The organism is Serratia sp. TMDUHS_CL, assembly GCF_037137105.1.
In the GTDB taxonomy this organism is placed as follows: domain Bacteria; phylum Pseudomonadota; class Gammaproteobacteria; order Enterobacterales; family Enterobacteriaceae; genus Serratia; species Serratia nevei.
The window spans coordinates 163,684-188,047 of record NZ_JBBBDV010000010.1 but is presented as its reverse complement, the minus strand read 5'-3'; the positions used below and the strand labels follow the sequence as shown (position 1 = coordinate 188,047).

The following is a 24,364-nucleotide window of genomic DNA, read 5'->3' as shown; positions in this document are numbered from 1 at the left end:
GCAATCAGCGCTCCAGATGTGGCTGCAGTAGGCTTTCAAACCACTCATGAAACACCGCCAGGCGGCGCGATCGCTGGCGGCGGTGGGGGTAGATCAGGGCGATCGGCATGGAGGCGGCGCGGTAACCGGGCAGGACTTCAACCAGTTCACCGGCGTCGAGCAGGTGTTGCACGTCGTAGCGCGGGATCTGCATCAGCCCCAGCCCGGCGCGGCAGCAGGCGATATAGCTTTCGGCGTTGTTGACCACCACCCGGCTGGGCAGTTCGAGCCGTTGCGTATGGCCGTCGTCGGCCTGGTATTCCCAGGGGGATTCGCGGCCGGTTTTGGGCGAGGCGTAGCCGATGCTCCAGTGTCCCTCGACGAGATCGCCGGGCTGGCGCGGATGGCCGAATTCGCCCAGGTAAGCGGGGCTGGCGCAGTTGATCAGCGCGATATGGCCGAGCGGGCGCATCACCAGGCTGCTGTCGTGCAGATCGCCGACGCGCACCGCGCAGTCGACCCCTTCCTGCACCAGATCGATGGCGCGATCGGCGGAGCCGAGCACCAGCTGCAGATGAGGGTGGCGCCGCAGCAGGCCGGGCAGCGCTGGCGCGATCAGCCGGCGGGCGATGCGGCTCGGCACGTCGACGCTGAGCCGGCCGGAGGCCTGGCGCTGGCTGGCCTGAAACGACTGATCGATGTCTTCCACCTCGGCCAGCAGCGGGCGCAGCCGCTCGAGCAGCTGTTCGCCGTCGGCGGTCAGCCGCACCTGCCGCGTGGTGCGGTGCAGCAGGCGCACGCCCAGCTGCGTTTCCAGCTGTTGCACGGCGGCGGACACCGAGGCGCGCGGCACCTCCAGCGCATGGGCCGCCCGGATAAAGCTGCCCATTTCCGCCACCTGTACGAATACGCGGTATTGATTGAATCTGTCCATCTCGTTGACCTGCTGTTCCTTGGCGCCGTTTCTGACAGAGAGTGTAGCCGCATGGCGCGGTTGCGCGCGAGCAGGTGCGGGGGCATCTGTGCCCCCGTCGAACTTATTTGGTGGTGTAGCCGCCGTTGATCAGGATGGTTTGGCCGGTTACCCACCAGCCGTCGCTGACCAGGTGGCGGATGAACGGCACCACGTCTTCGATATCGGTCAGGCCGGTTTTGCTGAACGGCGACAGCGCCGCCGCCGTCTTGTGGTAGGCCACGGCGTCCGCACCCTCCGCCGGGTAGAAGAACGGGGTGTCCATCGGGCCGGGGCCGACCGCCGTCACGGAGATACCGCGTTCGCCAAACTCCTTGGCGGCGGCGCGGGTGAAGTGTTCCACCGGCGCTTTGGTGCCGGCGTAAGCGGCGTAAAACGGCGTGAAGGCGCCGAGCAGCGAGGTGACCAGCGTGCAGATTTTACCGTTATCGTTGAGGTGTTTGCCCGCCTCTTTCAGGAAGAAGAACGCGGTTTTGGCGTTGACCGCCGTCATCTCGTCGTACTCGGCTTCGCTGATGTCGACCATCGGCTTTTTCAGCACTTTGCCGACGGTATTGATGGCGATATCCGGCTTGCCGACGGCGGCGACCGCATCGGCGAACAGCTTTTCGACCGCGCTCGCGGTGGTGAGATCGGCCTGCAGCGCGACGCCTTGCGCCCCGGCGGCCTGAATGGCGGCGACGGTTTTTTCCGCTTCGGCTTGGGAAGCGGCGCTGTTGTAGTGGATCACCACCGCTTTGGCGCCTTGTTCAGCCAAATCGCGTGCGATCAGCCCGCCGAGGTTTTTGGCGCCGCCGGCGATGAGGACGGTTTTTCCCTTGATTGAATGGTTTGCCATAACAGTTTCCTTGGATGAACGTAACGGAAACCTGAGTCTAGCCAGCGTGGGGGGAAAGATCAGCGGCGTGGGGCGGGATAGACTATCCAGAAAAACCGACCAATCACAGCCGTTAGCCCGCCCCGGCGAAGGGCGTTTCGGCGCGGGGCGGTAAATTTTATCCACTGATCAGGCCAGTTTGCGTTTCATTAACCTACAATGATGGATATGGGCCTCATCATTTCCCCTCTGAGTGGAACCACGCTGTGCAAATCTCTCTGTGCGGTGCGGTAACGTCTCCGGAGGCGGTGGGTTATGGGCGTGGCCCGTGCAGGCAAAAAAGGGGATGAGAGCGGTAAGCTCCAGCAGAGTATCGGGTAATGAGGTAGGGCGGTTGGACCCGGCGGATGGCCGCGGATAACAACGCCTTGAGGGGGCAATCATGATCAGTACCGTCGCGCTGTTTTGGGCCTTATGTGTGGTGTGTGTGGTAAACATGGTGCGGTATTACTCTTCTCTGCGCGCGCTGCTGGTGGTATTGCGCGGCTGTGACCCGCTGCTGTACCAATACGTTGACGGCGGCGGTTTCTTCACCGCCCACGGGCAACCCAGCAAGCAGCTGAGGCTGGTGCGCTATATCTTTGCGCAACGCTATGTCGAGCACCACGATCCGGAGTTTATTCGCCGCTGCGAGCGGGTGCGCGGGCAGTTTATGCTGACCTCGGCCCTGTGCGGTCTGGTGATCATCAGCCTGATAGCGCTGATGATTTGGTATTAATGCCTTCCTGTTTCCCTTGATGCAGGCAAAAAAAGGCGGCCTTTCGGCCGCCTTTCTCATGATGCTTATCGCTTAGATCAGCTTCAACGCGACCCAATACAGCGCACCGGAAAGCAGAATCGAGATTGGCAGGGTCAGTACCCAGGCCAACAGGATGTTCTTCACGGTTTTGCTCTGCACGCCGCCGCCGTCCACGATCATCGTCCCGGCAACCGCCGAAGAGAGGACGTGGGTGGTGGAGACCGGCATGCCGGTATAACTCGCCACGCCGATCGACAGCGCTGCGGTCATCTGGGCCGACACGCCCTGGGCGTAGGTCATGCCTTTCTTGCCGATCTTCTCGCCGATGGTGGTGGCCACGCGTTTCCAGCCCACCATGGTGCCGAGCGACAGTGCCAGCGCGACGGCGACGATGATCCACATCGGCGCGTACTCGACGGTCTGCAGCAGATCCTGACGCAGGTTCTTCAGGAAGCGCTGGTCGGCGGATGAGGTTTCCGGCAGCTTGGCGACTTTATCCGCCGTGTCGGTCACGCACATCAGCAGGCGGCGCAGGTGGCTGCGCTGCTCAACCGTCAGCTGATCGTAGCTTTGCAGGTTGGTCAGCATGCCCTGAGCCAGCTCGATCGCCGGCATGGCGCGCGAACTGTCGCAGTGGAACTCGGCCGGCTTGTTCGGCGCAGCTTCATCATCCGGGCTTGGCACCAGCGGCGTCAGCGACACCGCATGCGACAGCGCGTCGCCGTGCTGCTGGTAATATTGCTGCAGGTGGGTCACGGCATCACGCGTACGGGTGATGTCATAGCCGGTTGCATTCATATTGACCACGAAGCCGGCCGGCGCAACGCCGATCAGCACCAGCATGATAAGGCCGATGCCTTTCTGGCCGTCGTTGGCGCCGTGCGAGAAGCTGACGCCAATCGCCGACAGGATCAGCGCGATACGGGTCCAGAACGGCGGCTTGCGTTTGCCGTCGACCTTTTCACGTTCCGCAGGGGTCATGTGGATACGCTGGCGTTTCTTGGTGCCACTCCAATAGCGGCGCAAGGCGAACACCATCACTCCCGCCACCATCATGCCGACCAGCGGCGAGAACAGCAGAGAAAGGAAAATACCAATCATTTTCGGGACGTTAAGCGCATCCACCACCGAAGTGTGGGTCATCAGGGCGTTGGTTAAACCGACACCGATGATTGCGCCTATCAGCGTATGGGAACTGGAGGCCGGCAGACCGAAATACCAGGTGCCGAGGTTCCAGATGATTGCCGCCAACAGCATGGAGAAGACCATGGCTAATCCGTGTGCTGAACTGACGTTCAACAACAGATCGGTAGGCAGCAAATGGACGATGGCGTAAGCAACACTCAAACCGCCGAGCATTACGCCAAGAAAGTTGAACAAACCTGCCATCACGACCGCAAGTTGCGAGCGCATGGCGCGGGTATAAATAACTGTAGCGACCGCATTGGCCGTATCATGAAAACCGTTGATGGCTTCATAAAACAACACGAACAACAATGCGAGAATTAACATCAGGCCGGTATGGAAATCCAGGCCAGCGAACAAATGCAGCATAAGCGTTACGCCAGTTTGTGGACATGAACGCCGCGCATTATCAGTGACAACCGGGGCCGGGGAAAAGGAAAATATGACGTTTTTTTGATTTGGACATGACGAAATGAGGGCGTGTCTATAACAAAAATATGGAATATCAACGCGTTATTCTCCTCTGACCTCTGTAATATTTTCTTACTATGGCGTTGGCGGCGCCGGGGCTTTACAATCTGCCGCCGTGAATTTGGCGGTGACCGGCGGCGAAACGGCGTAATATGGCGCTCTTTTGTCGCGATTGTGGTTTTGATAAGTGAGGCTCAGGTGGAACAGTTTGATGTCGTAGTGATTGGGGCGGGCGCCGCCGGCATGTTTTGCGCCGCGCAGGCGGGGCAACTCGGTTGCCGCGTGTTGCTGCTCGACAACGGCAAAAAACCGGGCCGCAAGATCCTGATGTCCGGCGGCGGGCGCTGCAACTTCACCAATATGTACGCCGAGCCGGCGGCCTATCTGTCGAACAACCCGCACTTCTGCAAGTCGGCGTTGGCGCGCTACACCCAGTGGGACTTCATCGATCTGATCAACCGCTACGGCATCGCCTACCATGAAAAAACGCTGGGGCAGCTGTTCTGCGACGACTCGGCGCAGCAGGTGGTGGATCTGTTGGTCAAAGAGTGCGAGCTGGGCCAGGTGACGATGCGCCTGCGCAGCGAAGTGCTGGGCGTGGAGAAAACCGAACATGGCTACACGCTGGCGCTGAATGGTGAAAAAGTAAGTGCTCGCTCACTTGTGGTGGCCAGCGGCGGTTTGTCCATGCCGGGGCTGGGCGCTTCGCCGTTCGGTTACAAGCTGGCGGAGCAGTTCGGCCTCAAGGTGCTGCCGACGCGCGCCGGGCTGGTGCCTTTTACCCTGCATAAGCCGCTGCTGGAGCATGTGCAGACGCTGTCCGGCGTCTCGGTGCCGGCAGTGATCACCGCCGAGAACGGCGTCAGCTTCCGTGAAAGCATCCTGTTCACCCATCGCGGCCTGTCCGGCCCGGCGGTGCTGCAGCTGTCCAGCTACTGGCAACCGGGTGAGTATGTGAGCGTTAACTTACTTCCTGAGCTGGATCTGGCGGCCTTCCTGGATGACCAGCGCCGCCAGCACCCGAACCAAAGCCTGAAAAACACCCTGGCGTTGCACTTGCCGAAGCGGCTGGTGGAATGCTTGCAAACGTTGGGACAACTGCCGGAGGCCACGCTGAAGCAGCTGAATGCGCCGCAGCAGGCGGCGCTGGTGGATCTGTTGCAGAACTGGCGCGTGCAGCCGAACGGCACCGAAGGCTATCGCACGGCGGAAGTGACGCTCGGCGGCGTCGACACCAACGAACTTTCCTCCAAGACGATGGAAGCCCACAAGGCGCCGGGGCTCTATTTTATCGGCGAAGTGGTGGACGTGACCGGGTGGTTGGGCGGCTACAACTTCCAGTGGGCCTGGAGCTCTGCCTGGGCGTGCGCCCAGGCGTTGGCGGCGCAGGAGCGTTAAAACCCGCTCAGCCTTGAAACGTACCGGGTCACATTGGCCCGGCCTTGAGCTGATTCATTAATTTAATTTTAGTATCGCCGTCGAGAAAACTCGCTTCCAACGCCTGTCGGTTGCTGCGGTTAAAATCGTCATCCTGCCAGCCGAAGGCGTCATGCAACAGCTGGTACTCTTTGTTCAGCGTGGTATCGGCGACGGTGCGCGCATCGGTATTCACGTTCAGCCGCACTCCCATCCTTTTCAGCCGGTCTATCGGGTGACTGTCGATGCTGTCGAACAGATTGCAGACGAGATTGCAGCTGGGGCAGATCTCGAGCAGGACACCGGTGGCTACCAGGCGCTCGATAAGCGCAGCATCCTCGATGCTCCTGACGCCGTGGCCGATGCGCGACACCTGCAGCCTATCCAGCGTTTCCCGTACGCTGTCGGCGCCCTTCGCCTCACCGGCGTGGGCGATGACGTTGCCGCCGGCTTCGCGCACCGCCCGAAAGGCCGCTACGTGATTGGCCAGCGGGTAACGCGCTTCGTCGGCGGCCAAATCCAGCGCGACCACGCCGCGGCCCAGAAAGTTAACCACGAGCCCGGCGGTTTGCAGGCTGGCGGCCGCATCGAAATGCCGTAGCGTGCACAGGATCAGCCCGGCGGCGACGCCGTAAGTTTGCGCGGCGTCACGCATCGCGGCGAGCACCGTCTCGACCACCGCTTCACCGCTTAACCCCATCCGGGTATGCAGCAGCGGGGCAAAGCGCACTTCCGCATAAATGACGTTATCCGCCGCCAGCTGCGCGAACAAGTCATCGACGGCCAGCGCTATCGCCTGGCGCGTCTGCAGGAGGTCTATTTGCGGTGCGATCTTGTTTAAAAAGTCTCCGAGATCGGCGCATCGTTTCGGCGCGATAAATTGCCGATTAAAGGCCGCTCTGGTTATTTGCGGGTCGATCTTTTTGACATAGTGGTAGCTTAAACAGGTATCCAAATGGACGTGTAATTCCACTTTCTTCAATTTTCTTGGATCGAATTTCATACGGGCCACTTATTTCATTAACGACTGAGATAACAACGAAAACAGTTTTTCTTTAAACAGGCCGGGTTTAATGCGGGTAATCACGCGCGCATTGGCCGGTTTGCCGGTCAGGTGGGTGGAATCAATGACGTAATGGCCGTAAGACCGTTCACTTTTATATTCAACCCAGGAATACGCCTCCAGACTGGTCTCGACGATGTCCGGGTAGAGCGCCACCGCCATGGTGGTCGGATCGGGCAAATCAAAGCCTTTACGCTCTGTGCGCCCGGCGTTGAATGCCATCAGCGTGCGATTACAGCGCACGGCAAAGCGCCCCAGTTCGCCGAGATGATGCAATCGTTCAATATCGTCCTCGCCAATAAACGCTTCCCCCATCCCGATCTCCCAACCGACGAGGGTGAGGGGCAGCCCGGCATTCAGCACCAGATGGGCGGCCTCGGCGTCGGCGTAGAAGTTAAATTCGGCCAGCGGGGTAATATTGCCCGGCGTCAGCCCGGAACCGCCCATGACATAAACCCTTTTCACTTGTTCGGCCAGCGCGGGCGCTTTTAGCACCGCCATCGCGAGATTGGTCAGCGGCCCGAGAGTGACGATCTCCAACTCGCCAGGGCGTCGTGCGGCGCAGTCGATGATGGCGTCCACGGCATGCATGGGGTCGGCGGTCAGCTGCGGATCGGGCAAGGCCATGTCGCCCATGCCGTCTTCGCCGTGAATGTGGTGCGAGTGATAGCGCGTGCGGAACAGCGGTTTCGCCATGCCGGCGTATACCGGAGGGGCATAGGTTCCCGCTTTTTCCACGCAGATAAGCGCATTTTTGACGCATTGTTCAAGCGGGCAGTTGCCTGCGACCGTGGTGATCGCTTCCACTTTCACGCCAGGTTCGCGCAACGCCATCAGCAGGGCGACGGCATCGTCGGAGGCGGTATCGGTATCTATCAAAATATGTCGCATGGCACTCTCCTTGGGTGGGGTCTGCGGAGAAAATACCCAGACGGCCCGAGGCAAAAAAGGTCAGATGTCCTGTTTCGTTCTGAAGCGCGCCGGCTATTCTGGGCGCAGCCGAAAAGATAGGATGCAAGACGTTAACGGATAAACCCTGGGAGTGAATCGCCGTGAAAACTGTCGGTGACAGCAAGCTGAAAGAAGCGTTTATCGAAGCTCACGATCTGCGAACGGCGCTTTCGCCCCCGCTGCTGGCCGCCCTGCGCCTGGTCAGGGTCGAGGCCGGTGAATACCTGGTGACGCAAAGCGATCGGTTGACCCACCTGTTTTTTCTCGTGCAGGGAAAATTGCAGGTTGAGAATTACGATGTGAACGGCATGCACATCGTCTTTTCCTTCGAAACGGATTTCTCCGTGATAGGCGATCTGGAGCTGTTCTCCCAGGCGCAGCGGGCGGTGTTCAGCACCGTTCAGGCGGTGACGGACGCGCTGCTCTTCACGCTGCCTATCGAGGCCATCAAAGAGCGGGCCATGCACGATCCTGTTTTCCTCGCCTTTATGTGCCGGCAGTTGAGCGACAAGCTGCTTAACGCTTCATTGCTGCATGCGAGCGGCGGCTTAACGGCAGAATATAAGCTGCGCAAATTTTTGTTATTTAAAATAAAGCAGGAAGGCGTGCAGATTCAGCTCGAAAACAGGGAGTTGCTGGCGGGCAGATTGGGGATCTCCGTCAGGCAGCTGAGCCGCGCGCTGGCGCAGCTCGCGGCGGACGGTATTATTCAGTTTAAAAACAAATCGCTACGGGTGGTGGATAGCCAACGGCTGGCCGACATCCACGGGAGCGCCAGGATCTAGCCGATCGCCGGCCCCTTAAGCTCGATGCGATTGCCGTCCGGATCGCTGAAATAAATCGACGGCCCGTCGCCTTCCGCGCCGTAGCGCGTTTCAGCGGGATCGACGGCGATCCCTTGCGATCGCAGATAGGCCAGCAGTTCGTCTTCGTTGAAAGGATCGATGCGCAGGCAGAGGTGATCGACATTTTGCCGGTGAGGATCGGGCGCATCGCCGCCTTTTTTTCCAAGCTGGCCGTTAACGTCGACCAGATCAATCATGGCCGCCCCGGCGCGCAGGTGCATCAGCCCCAAATCCGGCCGCCGTTTGGCGATATCACAGCCGACGATCTGGGTATAAAAATGCAGGCTTTTCTGCATATCGCGCACGCGCAGAACCACATGGTCGATAGTCTTCAGGCTGAAAGGGGGCATGATTTTCTCCCAGAATCGCGGCGTTACTCATCAGCATAATCGGCAACGCCCGATTTATCCTGTTTTCTCCCCCTATTGCAGCCAGAGCCGCCGCTTAGCGCAGAGTCGCCACGATCTCTTCCAACGCCGCGCGCTGCGCCTCGCCGAGTGCGCTCTCCGTCGCCGCATTCTCCGCCAGCAGGGTTTGCAGGCCGATCAGCCAGTCATAGATATAAAACGCGGTGTTTTTGGTCGGCGTCGGCGCCAGCCGGGTTAACCGCTGCTGGCGGCTCCAGTCCACCGCCGGCTGCGGCGGTGGGGTAAAGATCGGCTGGCCGGGATTGACGCGGCTCTCGGGGCGCGTTGCCGCATCGCGCCGCTGGAAACCGAGCCAGGCGACAAAGTCGCCCAGTATCGCCAGCGCCTGGCTGATTTGCCGATCTTCGCTCTGTTCCGGCAGGCCCCCGGCGCACAGCGCGTTCTCCAGCTCATCATCGAGCCGCAGGCGGCAGGCGGCGCCGATCAGCGCATCAACCAGCAGTTCCAGGTGCGGCTTTTCGACGCCGAGCAGCTCCAGCAACCGACGGCTGTCCGGCAGGCTACGCAGATGGTTGATCCAATCCGCGAATACCCGCGCGGCAAAGGATGACGCGGGGGGCTCGCCGGGCGCCGGGGTTTCCGGTGCGCCGAACAGATCGATATCGAGCCCGAACGGCGCTGGCGTCGCTGTCGGGGCCGGCGCGGCGTGCTGCTGTTGCTGATAAAGCTGGCGCAACGTATCGCGCTGCGGCAACAGCCGTTCCAGCAGTTCGCCGTGGCGGCCGGCCTGTGCCTGCAGCGCTCGCAGCAGCTGCTGGCCGCGTTGCTGCGCCGCGTGTGGATCGGCGGCGGTGAGCCAGTTGCCGAGCAGGCTTTCCGTCAGCTCGCGCTGCAACTCTTCGCGCTGCTCGAGCAGGCGCGCTTGTTTCTGGGCCGGGCGCGCCTGAGCGGTCAGGTAGCTCACCATGCGGCGGCAATCCTGTTCATCCAGCGCCAGCAGCGTGGCCCAGCTGTCGCCGGGCTCGCCGACTTGGCGCTGTACGGCGTCGTCGGGGCGCGTTTTGCCTTCCCCGCGTTGATCGAACGGTGTGATCGCCCAGATCAGGCCGGGTTTGCGGCGCTGGCGCAGCGCCGGGGTTTCCCCTTGAGTCTGGTTGACCCAGTTGGCGAGCGCCTGGCCGATGCGGGCGGCGTCCTGTGGCGTGGCGGCCGCATCGGCTACCAGCAGCAGGTTGGCGTGCAGGCCGTCTGCGCAGCGGGTCAGCAAATGGGCGCGTTTCGCCTGTTGCAGCCGCTGCGTCGGTTCCGCCTGCGGGCAAGCGCGGCTGCCGGGCAGGTCGATCAGCGCCACGTCGGCGGGCAGGTCCGCCTGCGCCGTTTGCGGCAGAACGGTGGTGACTTCGGCGGTCAGCCAGGTCAGATCGCTCAGCGCGATCTCCCGTTCCCCGCCGTGTTCGGCCATCACGACGATCGTCGCGTTTTCCGCTGCGGCGCTCGCGGCCAGCAGCGGCAAGGCGCGGTGCGGAGCATGAACCTGTCGGCTGCCACCGAGGGCATGCAGCGTGTGTGCCAGCTGGCGATAACGCGCCGTCAGCGTTGCTTCCTCTCCCCACAGCGGTGCAAACAGGCGCGCGCGATCGTCGATGCTCAACTGCGGCGCCAGCGCCACGGCCTGCGGCCAGAAATGCCTGTCCAGCGTCTGTTGCCCCTTGTCGCCGTGGCGGCGTTGGCTATCCCACAGCGTCAGCACATCGCTGTCGCTGAGGCCGTCGAGGGCGACGGTTTGGCGGTGGCGCGCCAACGCTTGCAGATGGCCGGCGATCGCGCGGGCGTCCCAGTCCAGCCGGAAGCCGCCCATCGCGGCGGCATCGAGCGTGATGGCCAGCCATTGCGCTTCATCGAGCAGCGCGAGGGCGAGAGGATACTCGGCGCACGGCGACGGCGCGGCGGCGCCGTAACGCACCGCCAGCGCGGCGTCTGCGTGCAGCCTTTCTGCGCCGGGGGCCAGCGCCGCCAGCAGGTGGGCCTTGGCGGCGGCGTTGTGGCCGTACAGGCCGATAGCGACCTGCTCAGGTTGCGCATTCGCCAATAGCAGCGCGCGGTTATGGCAACGGCGCAGGCGCAGCGTCAGGCGATCCGCCTCCTGTTCCAAACGGGTGGACTGCCGGCGCGCGGCGTCCACCCAGGCGATCGCCTGCAGAATGCCGGTGCTGAGTGCGTGGTTCGGGGCCGATTGGGCGGTAGTGATAGCTTTCATCGTGGGTAAATGCTCCCGCTGTCTATCCAGTAGTGGGTCGCGCCGGAGGCGCTGGCAGCCAGGGTATTGAGTTTCAGTTGCAGGTGGTGCGCCGGGACGGGGCTGCCGTCGGCCAGCAACGCCTGCGCGATCTTGACGCTTTCTGCGCCCTGTTCGGCGCTGGCGGTAATGGCCAGCCGCAGGGTGATCACCGCATCGCCGGCCAGTTTGCGCGCCAGCTGGGCATCATTGATGGTCAGCGTATAGAGCGGCGAGGCCGGCCAGCGTTCGTTGTCCAGTTGGCGGAAGCCCAGGCGCAGCGGGCCGCGCAGCTGGAAGCTGCCGGCGGGGTCGAGCACGAAGTCGGCGCGATCCAGATCGATGTCGCGGTAATAGACGTTATCGTCCGCCAGCATGTTGTTGCCGTCCAGCATGCCCAGATGGCGAATGGTGGAGTAGGGCTGGAAATCGCCGACGTTGAAGTAAAAGCTCTCCAGGCGCAGGTCGATCGCCAACAGGCACAGCATGGCACCTACCGCGGCGGTGGATTTCGGGTTGTCGATGCGGCCGCGTTTGTTGAACGGGTACCAGCTGCGGGTGTGGTAGCCCTCGAGCGGCAGAATGCGGCTGGCGGGCAACGGCTGCAGATGGCGCAGCAGCGCCTGCACGCCGGGGAAACGCGCCGGGCGGCCGGTCAACAGCAGCACGTCGCAGGTATACAGTGCCACCACCTCGGCCAGCAGGCGCAGGCAGCGGCCGATGCCGATGCGATCGGACAAGAAGGCGGCGTGCAGATCGGCCAGGCGGATCACCAGCGGGGTGTGCAGAATATCGAAGGCGTCGCTGTCGGCTTCGCGCTGCACCTCGCCGTTGATAAACGCCAGCACCTGCGGCGTCGGCGGCTGCGGCAGCAGATCGCCCAGGCTGGCGGCGATTTCCGCCCGGCTGTCCAGCGGATCGTATTCTTCATAGGCGCCGAGCAGCGCGCGTCCGGCGGGCATGAAAATCTGCAGCGCCGCCTGCTGACGCAGGGTAGAAAGCCCGTCCATGCGCCCTTCGTTGCCGAACAGCCTGTCCATCAACGCCGGGGCGGCGCTCACGCCGGCGGCTTCGAACGCCTGCTGCACGGCGGGCAGGATAAACTGCTGGATGGCGTCCAGCAGGATATCGTCGCCGGCGACTTTAAAGCCCTCGCGGAACAGCAGGCGCGGGTTGATTTTGATGTTGTTGCCCACGCCGTCATCGAGCGAATAGTGCGTGATCGCCAGATCCGTGGTGCCGCCGCCGATGTCGATGGAGGCGATGCGCAGCGTTTTTCCCGCCTGCTCACCCGGCGCCAGCGGCCGGTCGGGCCGGGCCATGGCGGCGAAAAAGGCGTCGGTGCGGCCGGCGAAGTTCACCTGGGTTTCATTGTACAGATAGACCATCTGGCCGCAGGTGGCCTCGTCCCACTCCATCTGCACCTGAGGCACCGGGAAGCGGACGTGCGCGCCGTCGAACGGCGCATCCTGCGGGTGCCAGCCGAGGGACTTCCACACCAGCCCGATCGCTTCCTGCATGCGGCGGCGGAAGATCTCGCGCTCCGGCTTCGGCATGGCCGAAGGCAGCGTCAGAATGATGGCGCGCAAACGGCGCGGCGCGGCGGCGTTCGGCATGCGGCTGCGCTGGGCGATGCTGTTGATCTGCATCAGCGCCTGCGCCAGCAGCTCGCTCAGCATCAGCGTCATCACCGCGCTGCGGCTGTAATGGGCGGCGAACACTGGCAGCCGTTGCGCCGTCGGCAGGGCGGACAGCGGCACGCCTTCGTCGTTGATGAGGGTGGTCAACGGCGCGGCGGCGGCCATCGGCTCGTGCCGCTCGTTGAAGCGCCAGCCGGGCGCATAGCGCTCCTCGTCCCACAGGTAGCGGCGCGGGCTGGAAATGCCGGTAGTGCCTTCATGGCCCGTTCGCCGCTGCGCCAGCTGCGCGGCTTCGCGGCCGACGCGGGTGATGGAGGGCCACTGGAAGGCGTCGTCGCGCCCGCTCTGGAACGACAGATGCGGCTTGCCGAAGCTGGCCTGAGAAAACTCCACCCGGCTCTCGAACAGTTCGTTGTAGACGCGGTGCGGTTCGGACAGCGAACGCAGCTGCAGCTCGTAGGTTTGCTTCAGGCCGTTGCTCTCTTCCGGGTGGTCTTCGACCAGCACGCCGCAGGTGTGCGAGTTGCCGACGTCCAGCACCAGATCGACGTCGATCGCCGGTTGCTGCAACGTCGCCGCCACCATCTTTATCTGCGGTACCGCCAGCTGATGGCCGAGCATGTGCAGCAGATTGAGGTAGTGCGCCTGATACTCGAAGGTTTTCAGCCCGGCGTTGATCTCCACTTCGGCACGCTGCTCCCGCTCGGCGGCGCGCTGGCTGAACGCTTCGCGCAGCCAGCCGTCTACCCAGGTCAGATCGAGAAACTCGCCCAGCTCGTGGTTGCGGTGCGCCAGCGCGAAGTTCAGCCCGGTGCCGAGATCGCTTTCGCCCGGCGCCAGCGTCTCCTGGCCGGGCGCGGCGGCGCGGGTGTCGAAGGCCAGCACCACGCGCAGCAGGTTGCCGTCCTGATCCGGTTCATCCAGCTGCACCACCTGCAGGCGCGCCCAGTTGTCCGGGCCCGACAAAAACAGGCCCGCCGGGGTGTGGCGCAAGAAGGGCAGCGGCAGCCAGAGCTTATCCAGCAGGCGCAGCGACTGCTGCAGCGGATAGCTGAACTCCGGCCGCACCACTTCGGCGGCCTGGTCGCCCACGGCCGGCAGCTGGTATTTGCCGCTCTCGGCCTCCCATTGCAGGCGCAGCAGCGGGCCGCTGGCGGTCTTGCGCACGAATTTGCCGGGAAACTCGGCGTCCAGCAGCGGCGTCAGGGCAAAGTCCAGAAACTGAATGCCGCTGTCCTGAATCAGCGTAATGCCGTGTTTGTAGTCCGTAAGGGGTGCCAGCATCATTTACTCTCGCGCTTGAACGTCATGGGATAGGTGGTGTCCGCATCGTAGCGGCCGGTGCACTCCGCCGCGCCGGTTTCGCCCTGGCGGCAAACGATCTCCGGGATCTGGTAGCGGCTGCCGTCGCTGCAGCGCGCCTTGGTGCGGCTGTTGATCACCAGATTGCCGGACTGCATCAGCCCGGCTTCGACCGCCACCCGGCAGCTGACGCCGTCGCCGTAGGCGATGATGGCGTTGCCTTTGCCGCCGTTCAGACGGTATTGCAGGCCGGGGCGTTTGCCGGTGATCGGGTCTTTCAGCGCCACCGTGGCACGCCATTTGCCGTTAAGGAAACGGGTGGAGCCGGCCTTCACCGCCTCGGGCGGCAGCACCAGCGCATTTTTGTCCGCCGGCTGAGGGATGACCGGCGCCGGTGGCGGCGGCAACAGCGTCGCGTGCGCCAGCGGCAAGCGCAGCTTGGGCAACGGCGCGGCGGCTTTTTCCTGCGGGGCCGGATGCTGGACCTCCGCCGGCATCGCCGGTTGCGGCGGCGGCGAGCGGTGCAGCCAGGCGGCCAGCGCCGCACTGCCTAGCAACAGTATGGGCAAGAGCCAGAGAGCATAGCGCCGGTGCGGGCGAACGGCGGCAGGGGGTTCGATAGGCGCTGCCGGGGCAGGCACCGGTTCGGGTTCGGCGGCCGGGGCCGGTTTTACCGGTTCGACAACGGCCGGTTTACGCGGTGCGGCGGCGATCGGCGCCGGTTTTTCCACTTCGACTTTCACCTCTGCTTCGATCGGGCGCAGGCAGGCCAACGGATCGTCCGGGCTCTGCGCCTGCGGCTTGATAAAGCCCCAGAAGGTCAGCACCGGCCGGTCGTCCACCAGATAAACGTGGTTGGGATCGGGCATGTGCATCGCTTTGGCCAGCAGCGCGCCGAACAGGCGATGGCTGGGGTGATCGGTCGCCTGGGCCTGTTCCGTCAGGCTGCGGAAGGTCGTCAGGCAGTGTTCCAGGTGGCGCACCGCCTGTGCGCGCTGGGCGTCGCTCGCCGCCAGCCAGGAGGTGACCTTGCCGGGGAAGGGTGCATACCAGTCGATGCGGGTGCCGCTTTCGTTCGGCTGGGGGATCGCCAGACAGTCGGCGGCCTGCTGCTGCCGGCGAAGACGCAGGGTTTCCCGCAGCTGCTGCGCGCAGGCGTAGACCGGTTGCCCGTTTTCGCCTAAAGCCAGCACATCATCCAAACTGCCACTGCGTAAGAAGGGTTTCACCACGGCACCGCACCTTGTCCTGTTCTGCAAAAACGCATAAAAGTCCATGATACCCCGCAGGCAGAGCCGCCAAACGGCCAAGGACAGCCCGAAAAACGCCCTTCTTTGGCGTTAGCGGCGCGCTTTGCTAACCGGCACAGTGAAAATTTCGCTATCTGGACCTGTCTGTGAACCGCTTTATCTGAAAAATAGAACCTGGCCCCGGCAAGCGACGCCGGGGAACGATGTTCTCTTTCACTATGACATCGCCTCGCGGGTTGCCGATTTCGGTATGCCTCAGGCGTGCGGAGCGTTCACATGATGGACAGTCAGTCTGAAAAAACTCTCGTTGTTTCCCCTGCACATCCCGCCGCCGGGCATTCGGCCCAGGGCTGGATGAACGGCTTCCTCGGCATGATGATCTTCAGCGGCTCGCTGCCCGCCACGCGAGTGGCGGTGCTGGAGCTCGATCCGCTGTTTCTGACGGCGGTCAGGGCGGCGATCGCCGCCTTGCTGGCCCTGTGTGCGTTGCTGATCACCCGGCAGGCGCGGCCGACGCGGGCCGATTTGCCGCCGCTGCTGTTTGTGGCGCTCGGCGTGGTCATCGGTTTTCCGCTGCTGACGGCGCTGGCGCTGCAGCACACCACGTCGGCGCATTCGCTGGTGTACATCGGCCTGCTGCCGCTGGCGACCGCCGGTTTTGGCGTTTTGCGCGGCGGAGAACGGCCCAAGCCCGCTTTTTGGGCTTTTTCAGGCGTCGGCGCCGTGTTGGTGGGCGCTTTCGCGTTGAGCCAGGGGAGCGGCGGTGCCTGGCAAGGGGATGCGCTGATGGTCGGGGCGGTGTTGCTGTGCGGCCTGGGCTATGCCGAAGGGGCGGTGCTGTCGCGCCGGATCGGCGGCTGGCAGGTGATCTCCTGGGCGCTGGTGGTGGCGTTGCCGTTGACGCTGGCGGCCACCTGGCTGGCGGCGCCGGCCGGTTGGCCTGCGATCAGCGGCGCCGCCTGGCTGTCGCTGGTTTACGTCTCGGTGTTCAGCATGTGGATTGGGTTTATTTTCTGGTATCGCGGCCTGGCGCAGGGCGGCATCGCCGCCGTCGGACAGTTGCAGCTGCTGCAGCCGTTCTTAGGCCTGGCGCTGGCGGGCTGGCTGCTGCATGAGACCGTCCAGCCGATGATGATCGCCGTGATGGCCGGCGTGGTGGTTTGCGTGTTCGGCGCCAAACGTTTTTCCCGCTAGGCGCCGCTGCCGGCGCAGGCCAGGATCACCTGTCCGAGCCGTTCCACCGCCTGTTGCACCTGGCGGTCGGCGTAACCGCCCAATCCCAGCACCAGACCCGGCTCACCGTGGCCGGGCGCATACATCGGCGACACCGCCCGCAGCGCCAATCCGGCTTCGTTGGCGCATTGGGCGACCCGCACGTCATCGAGATCTTTCCTCAGCCACAGCACCATGTGCATGCCCTGATCGCAGGGCTGCACGACCGCCAGCTCCGCGGGGATATGCGTGTTGATCGCCTCGATCAGCACCCGGCGTTTCTCGGCGTAGACGCCGCGCATTTTGCGGATATGGCGGTCGAGATACCCTTCGGCGATAAAGGCGGCCAGCACGTGTTGATCCGCGCTGGGTGGATGGCGATCCATCAGGATCCTGGCGCCGCAAAAGGCGTCGACCAGCGGCGGCGGCACGACGGCGTAACCCAGCCGCAGCGAAGGGAACAGCACCTTGCTGAAGGTGCCGAGATAGAGCGTCCGTTCGGGCGCCAGTCCCTGCAGCGAAGGGAACGGGTGACCGGCGTAGCGCATCTCGCTGTCGTAGTCGTCTTCCACGATCCAGGCCTGCCGCTCTTTGGCCCAGGCCAGCAGGGCGCTTCTTTTCGCCATGCTCATCGGCATGCCCAGCGGATATTGATGCGACGGCGTGACAAAGGCGGCGCGGGCGTCGGCGGCCAGACGCACGCCGGCGGCAACGTCGATGCCGTCGTCGGCGACGGGCACCCTAATCATGTGCCGATCGCGAAACAGGCTGTCGAAAATGGCGGTAATGCCGGCGTAGGCGGGATCTTCGACCCAGGCGCTGTCGCCGGCGTCCAGCAGGATCTGGGCGGCCAAATAGAGCCCTTGTTGTGTGCCGGAGGTGATGAGGATTTGCTGCGGCGTGCAGTTTACCGAGCGGGAACGGCGCACATAGTCGCAGATGGCTTCGCGCAGCGGCAACGCGCCCAGCGGATCGCCGTAGCCCGACGGGGCGCCCGGGCCACGTGCCCGGATGCGGTTGCCGAGCCGCCGCCAGACATCGTCGGGCGCGGTATCGCCGATCGGCACCGAGACGGTGAACGGCACCGGCGGCAGCGCCCGTGCCTGGGCGGCGAAGCGCGCCAGATGCTGCGCCTGTGAAGAAAGCGGCACCGCTACCGCCGAACTCGCCTGCACGTTGGCGTGCGGCGTGCGGCGCGGCGCCTGATAGTGAGCGACCCGGGTGCCGGAGCCGGGCTGCGGTTCGAGAAAGCCTTCCGCCGTTAACTGAGCGAATGCTTCCAATACCGTGCCGCGTGCCAGATTCAGCGCCGCTGATAGCCGGCGCGTCGAGGGCAGCAGATCGCCCGCTTTCAGATCGCCCCGATGGATGGCCTGGCGCAGGGCCTGCGCCAGCTGGTGGCTAAGCTGGCCCGCCAGGCGATCGAGCTCGCCGATGGCGGGGACGTCAACGACTTTGGCTGTTCTGGGCATGTATTCCGGCTCGCTTGATAGAGTGAAAATGAGCATTCAGAGTAAACCACTCTGGCGTCACTCGCGAGCCTGTTGTCGCTCAGCCAAGCCCCCGCTGATTCAGCAGCACCTTATTCAACTCGCTGTTTTTGCGCACGTTCAGCTTGCGCATCGCCGAACGCTTGTGGGCGCTGATGGTTTTCTGGCTGCGCTGCAGCAGGCCGGCGATGCTGCAGGCGGACATGCCGCTGCTCATCAATCCCAGCACCTTTTTCTCGCAGTGGCTGAGCGCGGCGATGCGGCAGGCCTGGCATTTCCACATGCCGGCGGCATGCACCGCCATCCACGGATGCTGGATGAATTTTTCCAACGCCATTTGCAGCTTGAGGCGGATGGCGTAGGCCGAATCGCGCCGATGGATGCTGAACAGCGGCGGCAGGTTTTTCACCTGTTGCTGGGTCGTGTCGTCGAGGATCAGCAGGGTCAGCTGCCGCTGGCGCGGGATGCCGTAGGGGCTCTGATAACAGCAGGCGCAGCCCCAGCGCTCTTCCGGCGTGCGGAACACGATTTCGATGTTATCCAACGCCTGCAGCGCCAGCGGTGAGAACTGCGGATACCGGCGTTGGCATTCGTTCAGGGAGTGCAGATAGTCCTGCAGCAGCAGACGCAGCCCCTGCTGGTAGAAGTTATCGCTGTCGAACAGCGTGAAGCGAATATCTGGCATGGGTGGCTCCTTAAAAGGCCGCGTCACCGCGCCGGAGCGAACGGTGACGGCCAATCGCCGGCGTTCGCGCGCCGGTCGTTTTCCTGATTTCCCTGGGGCGGTGCGGGCTTATTGGTACGCCAGCACAAAATTGGCGACGGATGTGAATTCGCCTTCGGTAATGCTTTGGTTCTGAATCGCACTCGGCCGCCCCTGTACATAGGCGGTGAAGTTCAGGCTGTTGGGGCCGTTTTGCAGCGCGACGGCGCTGGTGGCCTTATTCAGATCGATATCTGCACCCTGATGATCGAACAGGGCGATGGCGGCGCCGTTCGCGCCGTTGTTGATCGCCAGCTTGCCCGGCAGCTCTCCGTCTTCGGTGCCGCTGAAGGTCACGCTGACGGATTTGAACACCGTAGTCTTGCAGTCGGTCAGCTTGATGCTGAACGGCACCGGCGTGGTGTGGCCGTAGCGGTACAGGGTTTTGACGATCACCGTGCCCATCTCCACCAGTTGGTCGGCGGACTGCGGTTCGATATTGCACGGGCGGCTCACCACGGTGCCGTGGAACTGCACCGGTGCGCCGATAAGCTCGGTGTTCGCCGTCGCCGGCATGGCGGTAAACCACCAGGGCACGCAGCTCAGCAGCGCTAAAGCGCGTAGACGCATTTTCGTTCCTCCCTCGGTTACTGGAATGCCGCCACGATGGTGGCCGATGCGTTGAATTCCCCTTCGCCGATCTCTGCGCCGCCGTTGGCGAACGGTGCCGCCACCAGGTTCCAGGAGCCGCCGTTGCCGATGTTCGGCACCGGGTAAAACTCATTCGGGATAACCAGCTGGCCATTGTGCGTCAGCCGGATGCCGAGATCGTTCTTGTCGGTTTTGAACACCTCGTTGCTGAAGGCGGCCGCCGTGCCCGACACTGCCAGCTTGATGTTCAGCGTACCGTCCTCGAAGCTGCCGCCCTCGCACTGGAAGCGCACCGGAATGCTTTGCGGGTAGTTCGAGCCGTTGAGATCGCTGCCGCCGATCTCGCCGAACTCCACGTTGATCAACTGGCCTTCGTTCACCACGCATTTATCCGGCACGTAGAGGATCGCGGACTGGATAAACACCTGCGCCATCGGATTGGGGCCGAAACCGCCGTCGGTTGAGCCGAGGCGGCCGAACATCTCGATGATCTGCCGATCGTTAATCTCGACGCCGTTGATGATCTTTTTGCGTACCCGGAAGGTGATGCGGCCTTTTGAACCGCTTTCATAGTTGTTGACCTGCACATAGGGCGGTGAGCAACTGTGATTGGGATACTCGTTGGATTCGTTGTAAAAAGGCACCGTGACATAGGCCTTCTTATTACCTGCAATCCACACTTCGGCTTTTAAATCCAGGAAGTCGTTCAACTGCAAGAAGCCGTTGCCGTAGTCCGAGGGGGGCAGCGCCGAATCCGACTTGTAAAAGTGCGGGCTTCGGGGGATCGGCGTATCGCAGTAGGCCTTGCCGGTATAGGTACCGCCTAAGGAATAGGGAAACTGTTTGGTAAACCCCACCTGGTTGGTGATGTTGCTTTGATTCAGATCGATATAGAACTGTTTCGGCCCGCCGTCCGGCGTGACGTAGCCGTTGGCCCAGGCGGCGGGGGCCGCCAGGGCGATCGCCAGCGGCAGGCAGAGTTTGGTCAGTTGAGTTTTCATCGCGTTCTCGAGCCTCACAGGTAAATCACCTGAATGTGCGCCACGGCGGCGAACCCGGCCGCCATCACCGCCCGCTGGGTGGACTCCACGCTGGCGCTGAACCACAGGGTGTTGCTGCCGGGTTGCAGAATGTAGGGGCGGCTGCGCTGATTCAGCTCCAGCGCCTGGCCCTGCTGGTCTTGCAGCCGCAGGCCGATGCCCTGCACGCCGCCGTTCAACTTCAGCAGCGACGGGTTGTCGACGTCGCTTTCGCCGAGAAACACCAGCGTCGCGGCCTGCTCTCCCTGCAGATAGAGGCGGCCGGCGTCGCCGTTGCGCGGGCCGGCCGGGTTATCCGCCAACGCGCGCGCGCCCAGCAGGCAGTTGCGGAACGAGAGGCGAAAACGCACCGGCGCGCTGCGATCGCCGGCGTTGCGGAAGTCGCGTGCGCTGACGTCGCCCAGATCGACGGACTGATCCCGGCTGTCCGGCGTCAGGCTGCAGGGGGAGCTGAGCAGGCCGCCGTGAAAGCTGACGGTGCCGGTGGTGCCTTCGATCACGCCCAGCGGCGTTGCCGCCAGCGCGCTGCCGCCGCACAGCAGTGCGCCGAGCAGCAGCGGGCGCAGTCGATCGGTGAATTCAGCCATGCTGGACCTCCTTATTTTTTCTCGGGCACGGCGGTGCAAACGTTGCCGTTGCAGGCGAAGCGCAGTTCGGGGTGGCCGCCGTAGTCGTTGATGTAGGTGATGACGAAGCTGTTCATGCCGGTGTCGTGCAGCTTGAGGCTTTCGCTGGATTTCGGCTTCAGCATCAGCGGCTGAAAACCGCCGATCGCGCCGCCGCCCTGTTTTTGCGTCTGCCGCGTCATGCCGGTCAGGGTGATGTAAAACGGCGTCGGGTTGTCGACGGTGATGGCGCCGCCGCTTTTACGGAACACCAGCTTTTCCTGCCACACCTGGCCCTTGGGCGCGACGATGGCCTTCGGCCGGTAGAACAGTTTGATCTGCGTTTGCAGCGCCAGCTGCATCACGTTGGTTTTGGTGCTTTTCGGCGGAATTTCGCGCAGGTTGAAGTAGAACACCGACTCGCGATCCTGCGGCAGGCGATCCGCCTCCGGCGTCTTGGTGATGCGCACTACGCTGCGTTCGCTCGGCTCCACGCGCTGCAACGGCGGCAGCACCACCAGCGGCGAGGTGATTTTCTGGTGCTGCTCGTTCTCCAGCCAGGACTGCGCCAGGAAAGGCAGCTCTTTGTTTTCGTTGACGATATTCAGGCTGATCGATTTGGCGTCGCTCACATAGACGGCGCGCGTGCGATCCAGCGATATCGCCGCGTCGGCGGTGGGCAGTACGGCGCTCAGGGCCAGGCCGGCGGCGGTCAGTAGCGTTATCGGGTGTTTGTTCATGTCATTATTTCTCAGCGTTACGGATTACAGGGTGGCGCACGGCAGCAGCAGCTGGTCCAGCGGCTTGGCGGCGCCCGGGATCACGATGCGGCAGCGGCGTTGGCCTTCCCAGGCGACGTCCAGCTTTTCCTCCGGCTGCACGCCGGTCAGGTAGACCGAACCGCCGTCGTTGACCACCGCGACCTCGCGGCCTTTCTCGCTCAGCACCGCGGCGCCGAACGGCGGTTCGCTGCCGTCCGCGAGGCGAATGGTGGCCAGCAGCTTGCTGCCTTTCACCACCTCGAAGTGGCGGTAGCCGATCGCGCCTTCGGTCAGCGTGCCTTGCACCACGGCGCGAGTGGCCTCGACGTCGTCCGCCAGCTTGTTGACGTCGATGCGGGTGTCGGTGTTGTAGTAGCTGGTGATGTCGGAAATCACCGCCAGCCCGAAACGGTTGCTGTAGGCGCGGCCGTTGTTGATCGGCACGCCGGCGATGCCGTCGGTGTCGAGCATCATGCGGCTGCCGCCGTTACTCGAGTTCTGGTGCGCCGCGATACCGTGTCGGGTGGCGGTGAGGCCGCCGCGGAACGAGCCGCCGATCGACGAGTAGCTGTCCTGCTGGTAAGAGGCGCTGGCGTTCAGCGAGCCGAACGAAGCGTTATGGGTGTAGTACCCGCGCGCCAGCGATTTGCCGGACTGATTAAAGCCGCCGCTGACCTGCCAGGTATTGTCCGGATCGCTGTAGTCGTTGTACGACGCGGTCTGCGTGACATCGCCATTGTTGGTTTGCAGCGCATAACCGACGCGCCGGCGATCGCCGATCGGCACGGTGAAGTTGAGCATCACGCTGTCGTCGGTGCGGCCCTGGTAATAGGTGCGGTAAGCCGACAGCGAGGCGGTGATGTTGCTGATATCGCCGACGCTGAACAGCTTGCTGGCCGACAGCCCGTAACGATCCTGAGTTCGCGCATCCCAATAGGTCTGGTGCGAGTAGGTCAGGTAGGCGGTGATCGCCTTGGCGCTGTCTTCCGCCATAAAGGTTTTGCTGGCGGTGATGGTGTACAGCTCTTTCTGACGGCCGTTGTAATTCTTGTCGTAATCGCCGTAACGCTCCTGCAGGTACTGCGACATGTTCATGAACTTGCGCTGTGAGAAGCGGTAGCCGGCGAAGGTGATCTGGCTGTTCAGCTCGTCGAAGCGTTTGGCGTAGTTGAGCTTGAACGACATGCCGCTGGCGGTCGGTTCGCCGGGCAGGCGGGCGATCGACTGGGTGACGTCCAGCGACATGGCGCCGAACACGTTCAGATCGCGGCCGAGGCCGAGCGCCCAGGCGTTATAGTCGCCGCCGAGCAGCGCACCGCCGTACAGCGACCAGGCGTTGCTCAGGCCCCAGGAGAAGTCGCTGGCGGAAAACAGCGGCCCCTGGGTGCGGTGGTCGTAGGCCGAGGTTTTGCCCAGCGCCACGTTGTAGCGCACGTAGCCCGGTCGGGTCAGGTACGGAATGGTGGCGGTATCCACCTGGAAGGTCGAGACGGTGCCGTCTTGCTCTTCCACCTTGACGTCCAGCTTGCCGCGCACCGAGCTGTTGAGATCCTGAATGGCGAACGGCCCGGCGGGCACGGTGGTTTCGTACAGCGTGCGGCCTTCCTGCGAGACGGTGATCTTGGCGTTGCTCTTGGCGATGCCGCGCACTTCCGGCGCGTAGCCCTGCAGGTTGGGCGGCAGCATGCGCTCGTCGCTGGCCAGGTTGAGGCCGGTGAAGCGATAGGCGTCGAACACCCCGGAGTCGAGGTAGATCTCGCCCAGCGTCAGCTTGGCGGCCTGCATCGGCAGCGCGCGATAGGCGTAGATCTGGTTCCAGTCGAAACCGGTGCTGCGATCGCCGGCCTGCTGATTGTAATTGGCCTGGTAGTCCGCGCGCAGGCGCCAGGCGCCCATATTGGCGCCCAGCGTGCCGTAGCTGCTCAGGTTCTGGGCGGTGTTGTTGTTGTGGCTCTGCTTGCCTAACTGGCCGCTCAGGTTGTAGTCCAGCAGCAGGCCGGGAATGCCGTCGTCCCACTGTTCGGGCGGCGTCCAGTCGGGATCGGAGTATTTCATCCACGCCTGTGGGATGGTGATCGCCAGCACGCCGCCGCCGATGCGATCGGAGACGGTCGCGCCTTTGATACCGCGAATGTCGGCGCACTGGTTGTCGTGCCACAGGGTGACTTTTTTGGCCGCTTCTTCTTTCAGCGCCATTTTTTCCACCAGGTCAGGCGGCAGGCACACCTGGCTGCCGCTTTTGTTATCCGGCGACGGGAAATACTGAATGCTGCGCTGGGGCAGCGTTTTCTGGTTGATCTTGATGTCCAGCAAATAAGCGCCGGGCATGACGTAGTCGGCATCGGAGAAACGCGAAAGATCCACTTTGCTGCGCTCGCCGATGTCCAGAACGTCGGTATTGAACTCCGTGGCGGAAAATGCCGGACGCACCCAGAGGAAAGATAGAATGACGAGGAGAGGTAGGTGTTTCCGTGTCAGTAATGACGTCATAGCATAATCACTCATGGCAAGTCCGCGCCCAATAGCAGGTCATCCGTACGACCTGAATACGTAATGCTGTGCAGCGCC

General features: G+C 63.2%; 20 protein-coding genes. 4 read left to right on the top strand and 16 right to left on the bottom strand.

Annotated elements, in window-relative coordinates; genetic code table 11:
* Positions 1-4 precede the first annotated feature (4 nt).
* Positions 5-913 carry a LysR family transcriptional regulator gene (locus tag WCL58_RS18720; protein ID WP_084827072.1) on the bottom strand — a complete coding sequence of 303 codons (909 nt, stop codon included), beginning with the start codon at positions 911-913 and terminating at the stop codon, positions 5-7.
* A 103-nt stretch (positions 914-1,016) separates the two neighbouring features.
* Positions 1,017-1,790 carry an SDR family oxidoreductase gene (locus WCL58_RS18715; protein WP_084827073.1) on the bottom strand — a complete coding sequence of 258 codons (774 nt, stop codon included), beginning with the start codon at positions 1,788-1,790 and terminating at the stop codon, positions 1,017-1,019.
* 421 nt (positions 1,791-2,211) lie between these two features.
* On the opposite strand from WCL58_RS18715, the gene uspB reads away from it, so the two are divergent.
* The gene (gene uspB, locus WCL58_RS18710) at positions 2,212-2,547 is read left to right on the top strand and encodes a universal stress protein UspB (protein WP_336851477.1); all 336 of its coding nucleotides are present in this window, start codon (positions 2,212-2,214) and stop codon (positions 2,545-2,547) included.
* Between the two features lie 72 nt (positions 2,548-2,619).
* Here uspB and pitA read toward each other — a convergent pair whose 3' ends face one another.
* A complete protein-coding gene (gene pitA, locus WCL58_RS18705) occupies positions 2,620-4,122 on the bottom strand; it encodes an inorganic phosphate transporter PitA (RefSeq protein ID WP_033636373.1) in 1,503 nt (500 codons plus the stop codon).
* 300 nt (positions 4,123-4,422) lie between these two features.
* Here pitA and WCL58_RS18700 point away from each other — a divergent pair, with 300 nt between their 5' ends.
* Entirely contained in the window at positions 4,423-5,622 is a 1,200-nt protein-coding gene (locus WCL58_RS18700) for an NAD(P)/FAD-dependent oxidoreductase (RefSeq protein ID WP_159318759.1), read from the top strand.
* Positions 5,623-5,650: 28 nt separating this feature from the next.
* Here WCL58_RS18700 and add read toward each other — a convergent pair whose 3' ends face one another.
* Positions 5,651-6,643, bottom strand: coding sequence for an adenosine deaminase (gene add / locus WCL58_RS18695; protein WP_336851476.1), 993 nt, complete (start codon positions 6,641-6,643; stop codon positions 5,651-5,653).
* Between the two features lie 9 nt (positions 6,644-6,652).
* Complete coding sequence (locus WCL58_RS18690; RefSeq protein ID WP_336851475.1) at positions 6,653-7,594, bottom strand: nucleoside hydrolase; 942 nt, start codon at positions 7,592-7,594, stop codon at positions 6,653-6,655.
* A gap of 161 nt (positions 7,595-7,755) precedes the next feature.
* On the opposite strand from WCL58_RS18690, the gene WCL58_RS18685 reads away from it, so the two are divergent.
* Positions 7,756-8,439 carry a Crp/Fnr family transcriptional regulator gene (locus WCL58_RS18685; RefSeq protein ID WP_336851474.1) on the top strand — a complete coding sequence of 228 codons (684 nt, stop codon included), beginning with the start codon at positions 7,756-7,758 and terminating at the stop codon, positions 8,437-8,439.
* Here the strand turns inward: WCL58_RS18685 and WCL58_RS18680 are convergent.
* The 4 genes from WCL58_RS18680 to WCL58_RS18665 all read right to left on the bottom strand — a co-directional run bounded on the left by WCL58_RS18680 (position 8,436) and on the right by WCL58_RS18665 (position 15,316).
* The gene (locus WCL58_RS18680; protein WP_060424441.1) at positions 8,436-8,849 is read right to left on the bottom strand and encodes a VOC family protein; all 414 of its coding nucleotides are present in this window, start codon (positions 8,847-8,849) and stop codon (positions 8,436-8,438) included. The genes WCL58_RS18685 and WCL58_RS18680 overlap by 4 nt on opposite strands.
* A 94-nt stretch (positions 8,850-8,943) precedes the next feature.
* Positions 8,944-11,124, bottom strand: coding sequence for a virulence factor SrfC family protein (locus WCL58_RS18675; protein WP_336851473.1), 2,181 nt, complete (start codon positions 11,122-11,124; stop codon positions 8,944-8,946).
* Positions 11,121-14,066 carry a virulence factor SrfB gene (locus WCL58_RS18670; RefSeq protein WP_060424595.1) on the bottom strand — a complete coding sequence of 982 codons (2,946 nt, stop codon included), beginning with the start codon at positions 14,064-14,066 and terminating at the stop codon, positions 11,121-11,123. The genes WCL58_RS18675 and WCL58_RS18670 overlap by 4 nt, the downstream gene beginning before the upstream one ends.
* Positions 14,066-15,316 (bottom strand): SrfA family protein, encoded by a 1,251-nt coding sequence (locus WCL58_RS18665; protein WP_336851472.1) that lies wholly within the window; start codon positions 15,314-15,316, stop codon positions 14,066-14,068. Before WCL58_RS18665 ends, WCL58_RS18670 begins: the two co-directional genes overlap by 1 nt.
* A gap of 297 nt (positions 15,317-15,613) precedes the next feature.
* On the opposite strand from WCL58_RS18665, the gene WCL58_RS18660 reads away from it, so the two are divergent.
* Positions 15,614-16,528, top strand: a complete 915-nt coding sequence (locus tag WCL58_RS18660) for a DMT family transporter (RefSeq protein ID WP_336851482.1) — start codon at positions 15,614-15,616, stop codon at positions 16,526-16,528.
* Here WCL58_RS18660 and pdxR read toward each other — a convergent pair.
* The 7 genes from pdxR to WCL58_RS18625 form a co-directional block, all read right to left on the bottom strand.
* Entirely contained in the window at positions 16,525-18,018 is a 1,494-nt protein-coding gene (gene pdxR, locus WCL58_RS18655) for a MocR-like pyridoxine biosynthesis transcription factor PdxR (RefSeq protein ID WP_336851471.1), read from the bottom strand. The genes WCL58_RS18660 and pdxR overlap by 4 nt on opposite strands.
* A gap of 79 nt (positions 18,019-18,097) precedes the next feature.
* Positions 18,098-18,721 (bottom strand): helix-turn-helix transcriptional regulator, encoded by a 624-nt coding sequence (locus WCL58_RS18650; protein WP_060424452.1) that lies wholly within the window; start codon positions 18,719-18,721, stop codon positions 18,098-18,100.
* 108 nt (positions 18,722-18,829) lie between these two features.
* Positions 18,830-19,369 carry a fimbrial protein gene (locus WCL58_RS18645; protein ID WP_038871490.1) on the bottom strand — a complete coding sequence of 180 codons (540 nt, stop codon included), beginning with the start codon at positions 19,367-19,369 and terminating at the stop codon, positions 18,830-18,832.
* 17 nt (positions 19,370-19,386) lie between these two features.
* Positions 19,387-20,391 carry a fimbrial protein gene (locus tag WCL58_RS18640; protein ID WP_033651772.1) on the bottom strand — a complete coding sequence of 335 codons (1,005 nt, stop codon included), beginning with the start codon at positions 20,389-20,391 and terminating at the stop codon, positions 19,387-19,389.
* Between the two features lie 14 nt (positions 20,392-20,405).
* On the bottom strand, positions 20,406-21,017 hold the full coding sequence (locus WCL58_RS18635; protein WP_047729654.1) for a fimbrial protein: 612 nt from the start codon (positions 21,015-21,017) through the stop codon (positions 20,406-20,408).
* 11 nt (positions 21,018-21,028) lie between these two features.
* Entirely contained in the window at positions 21,029-21,775 is a 747-nt protein-coding gene (locus WCL58_RS18630; RefSeq protein WP_070913855.1) for a fimbrial biogenesis chaperone, read from the bottom strand.
* Positions 21,776-21,799: 24 nt separating this feature from the next.
* Positions 21,800-24,286 (bottom strand): fimbria/pilus outer membrane usher protein, encoded by a 2,487-nt coding sequence (locus tag WCL58_RS18625; RefSeq protein ID WP_102985396.1) that lies wholly within the window; start codon positions 24,284-24,286, stop codon positions 21,800-21,802.
* Positions 24,287-24,364 lie beyond the last annotated feature (78 nt).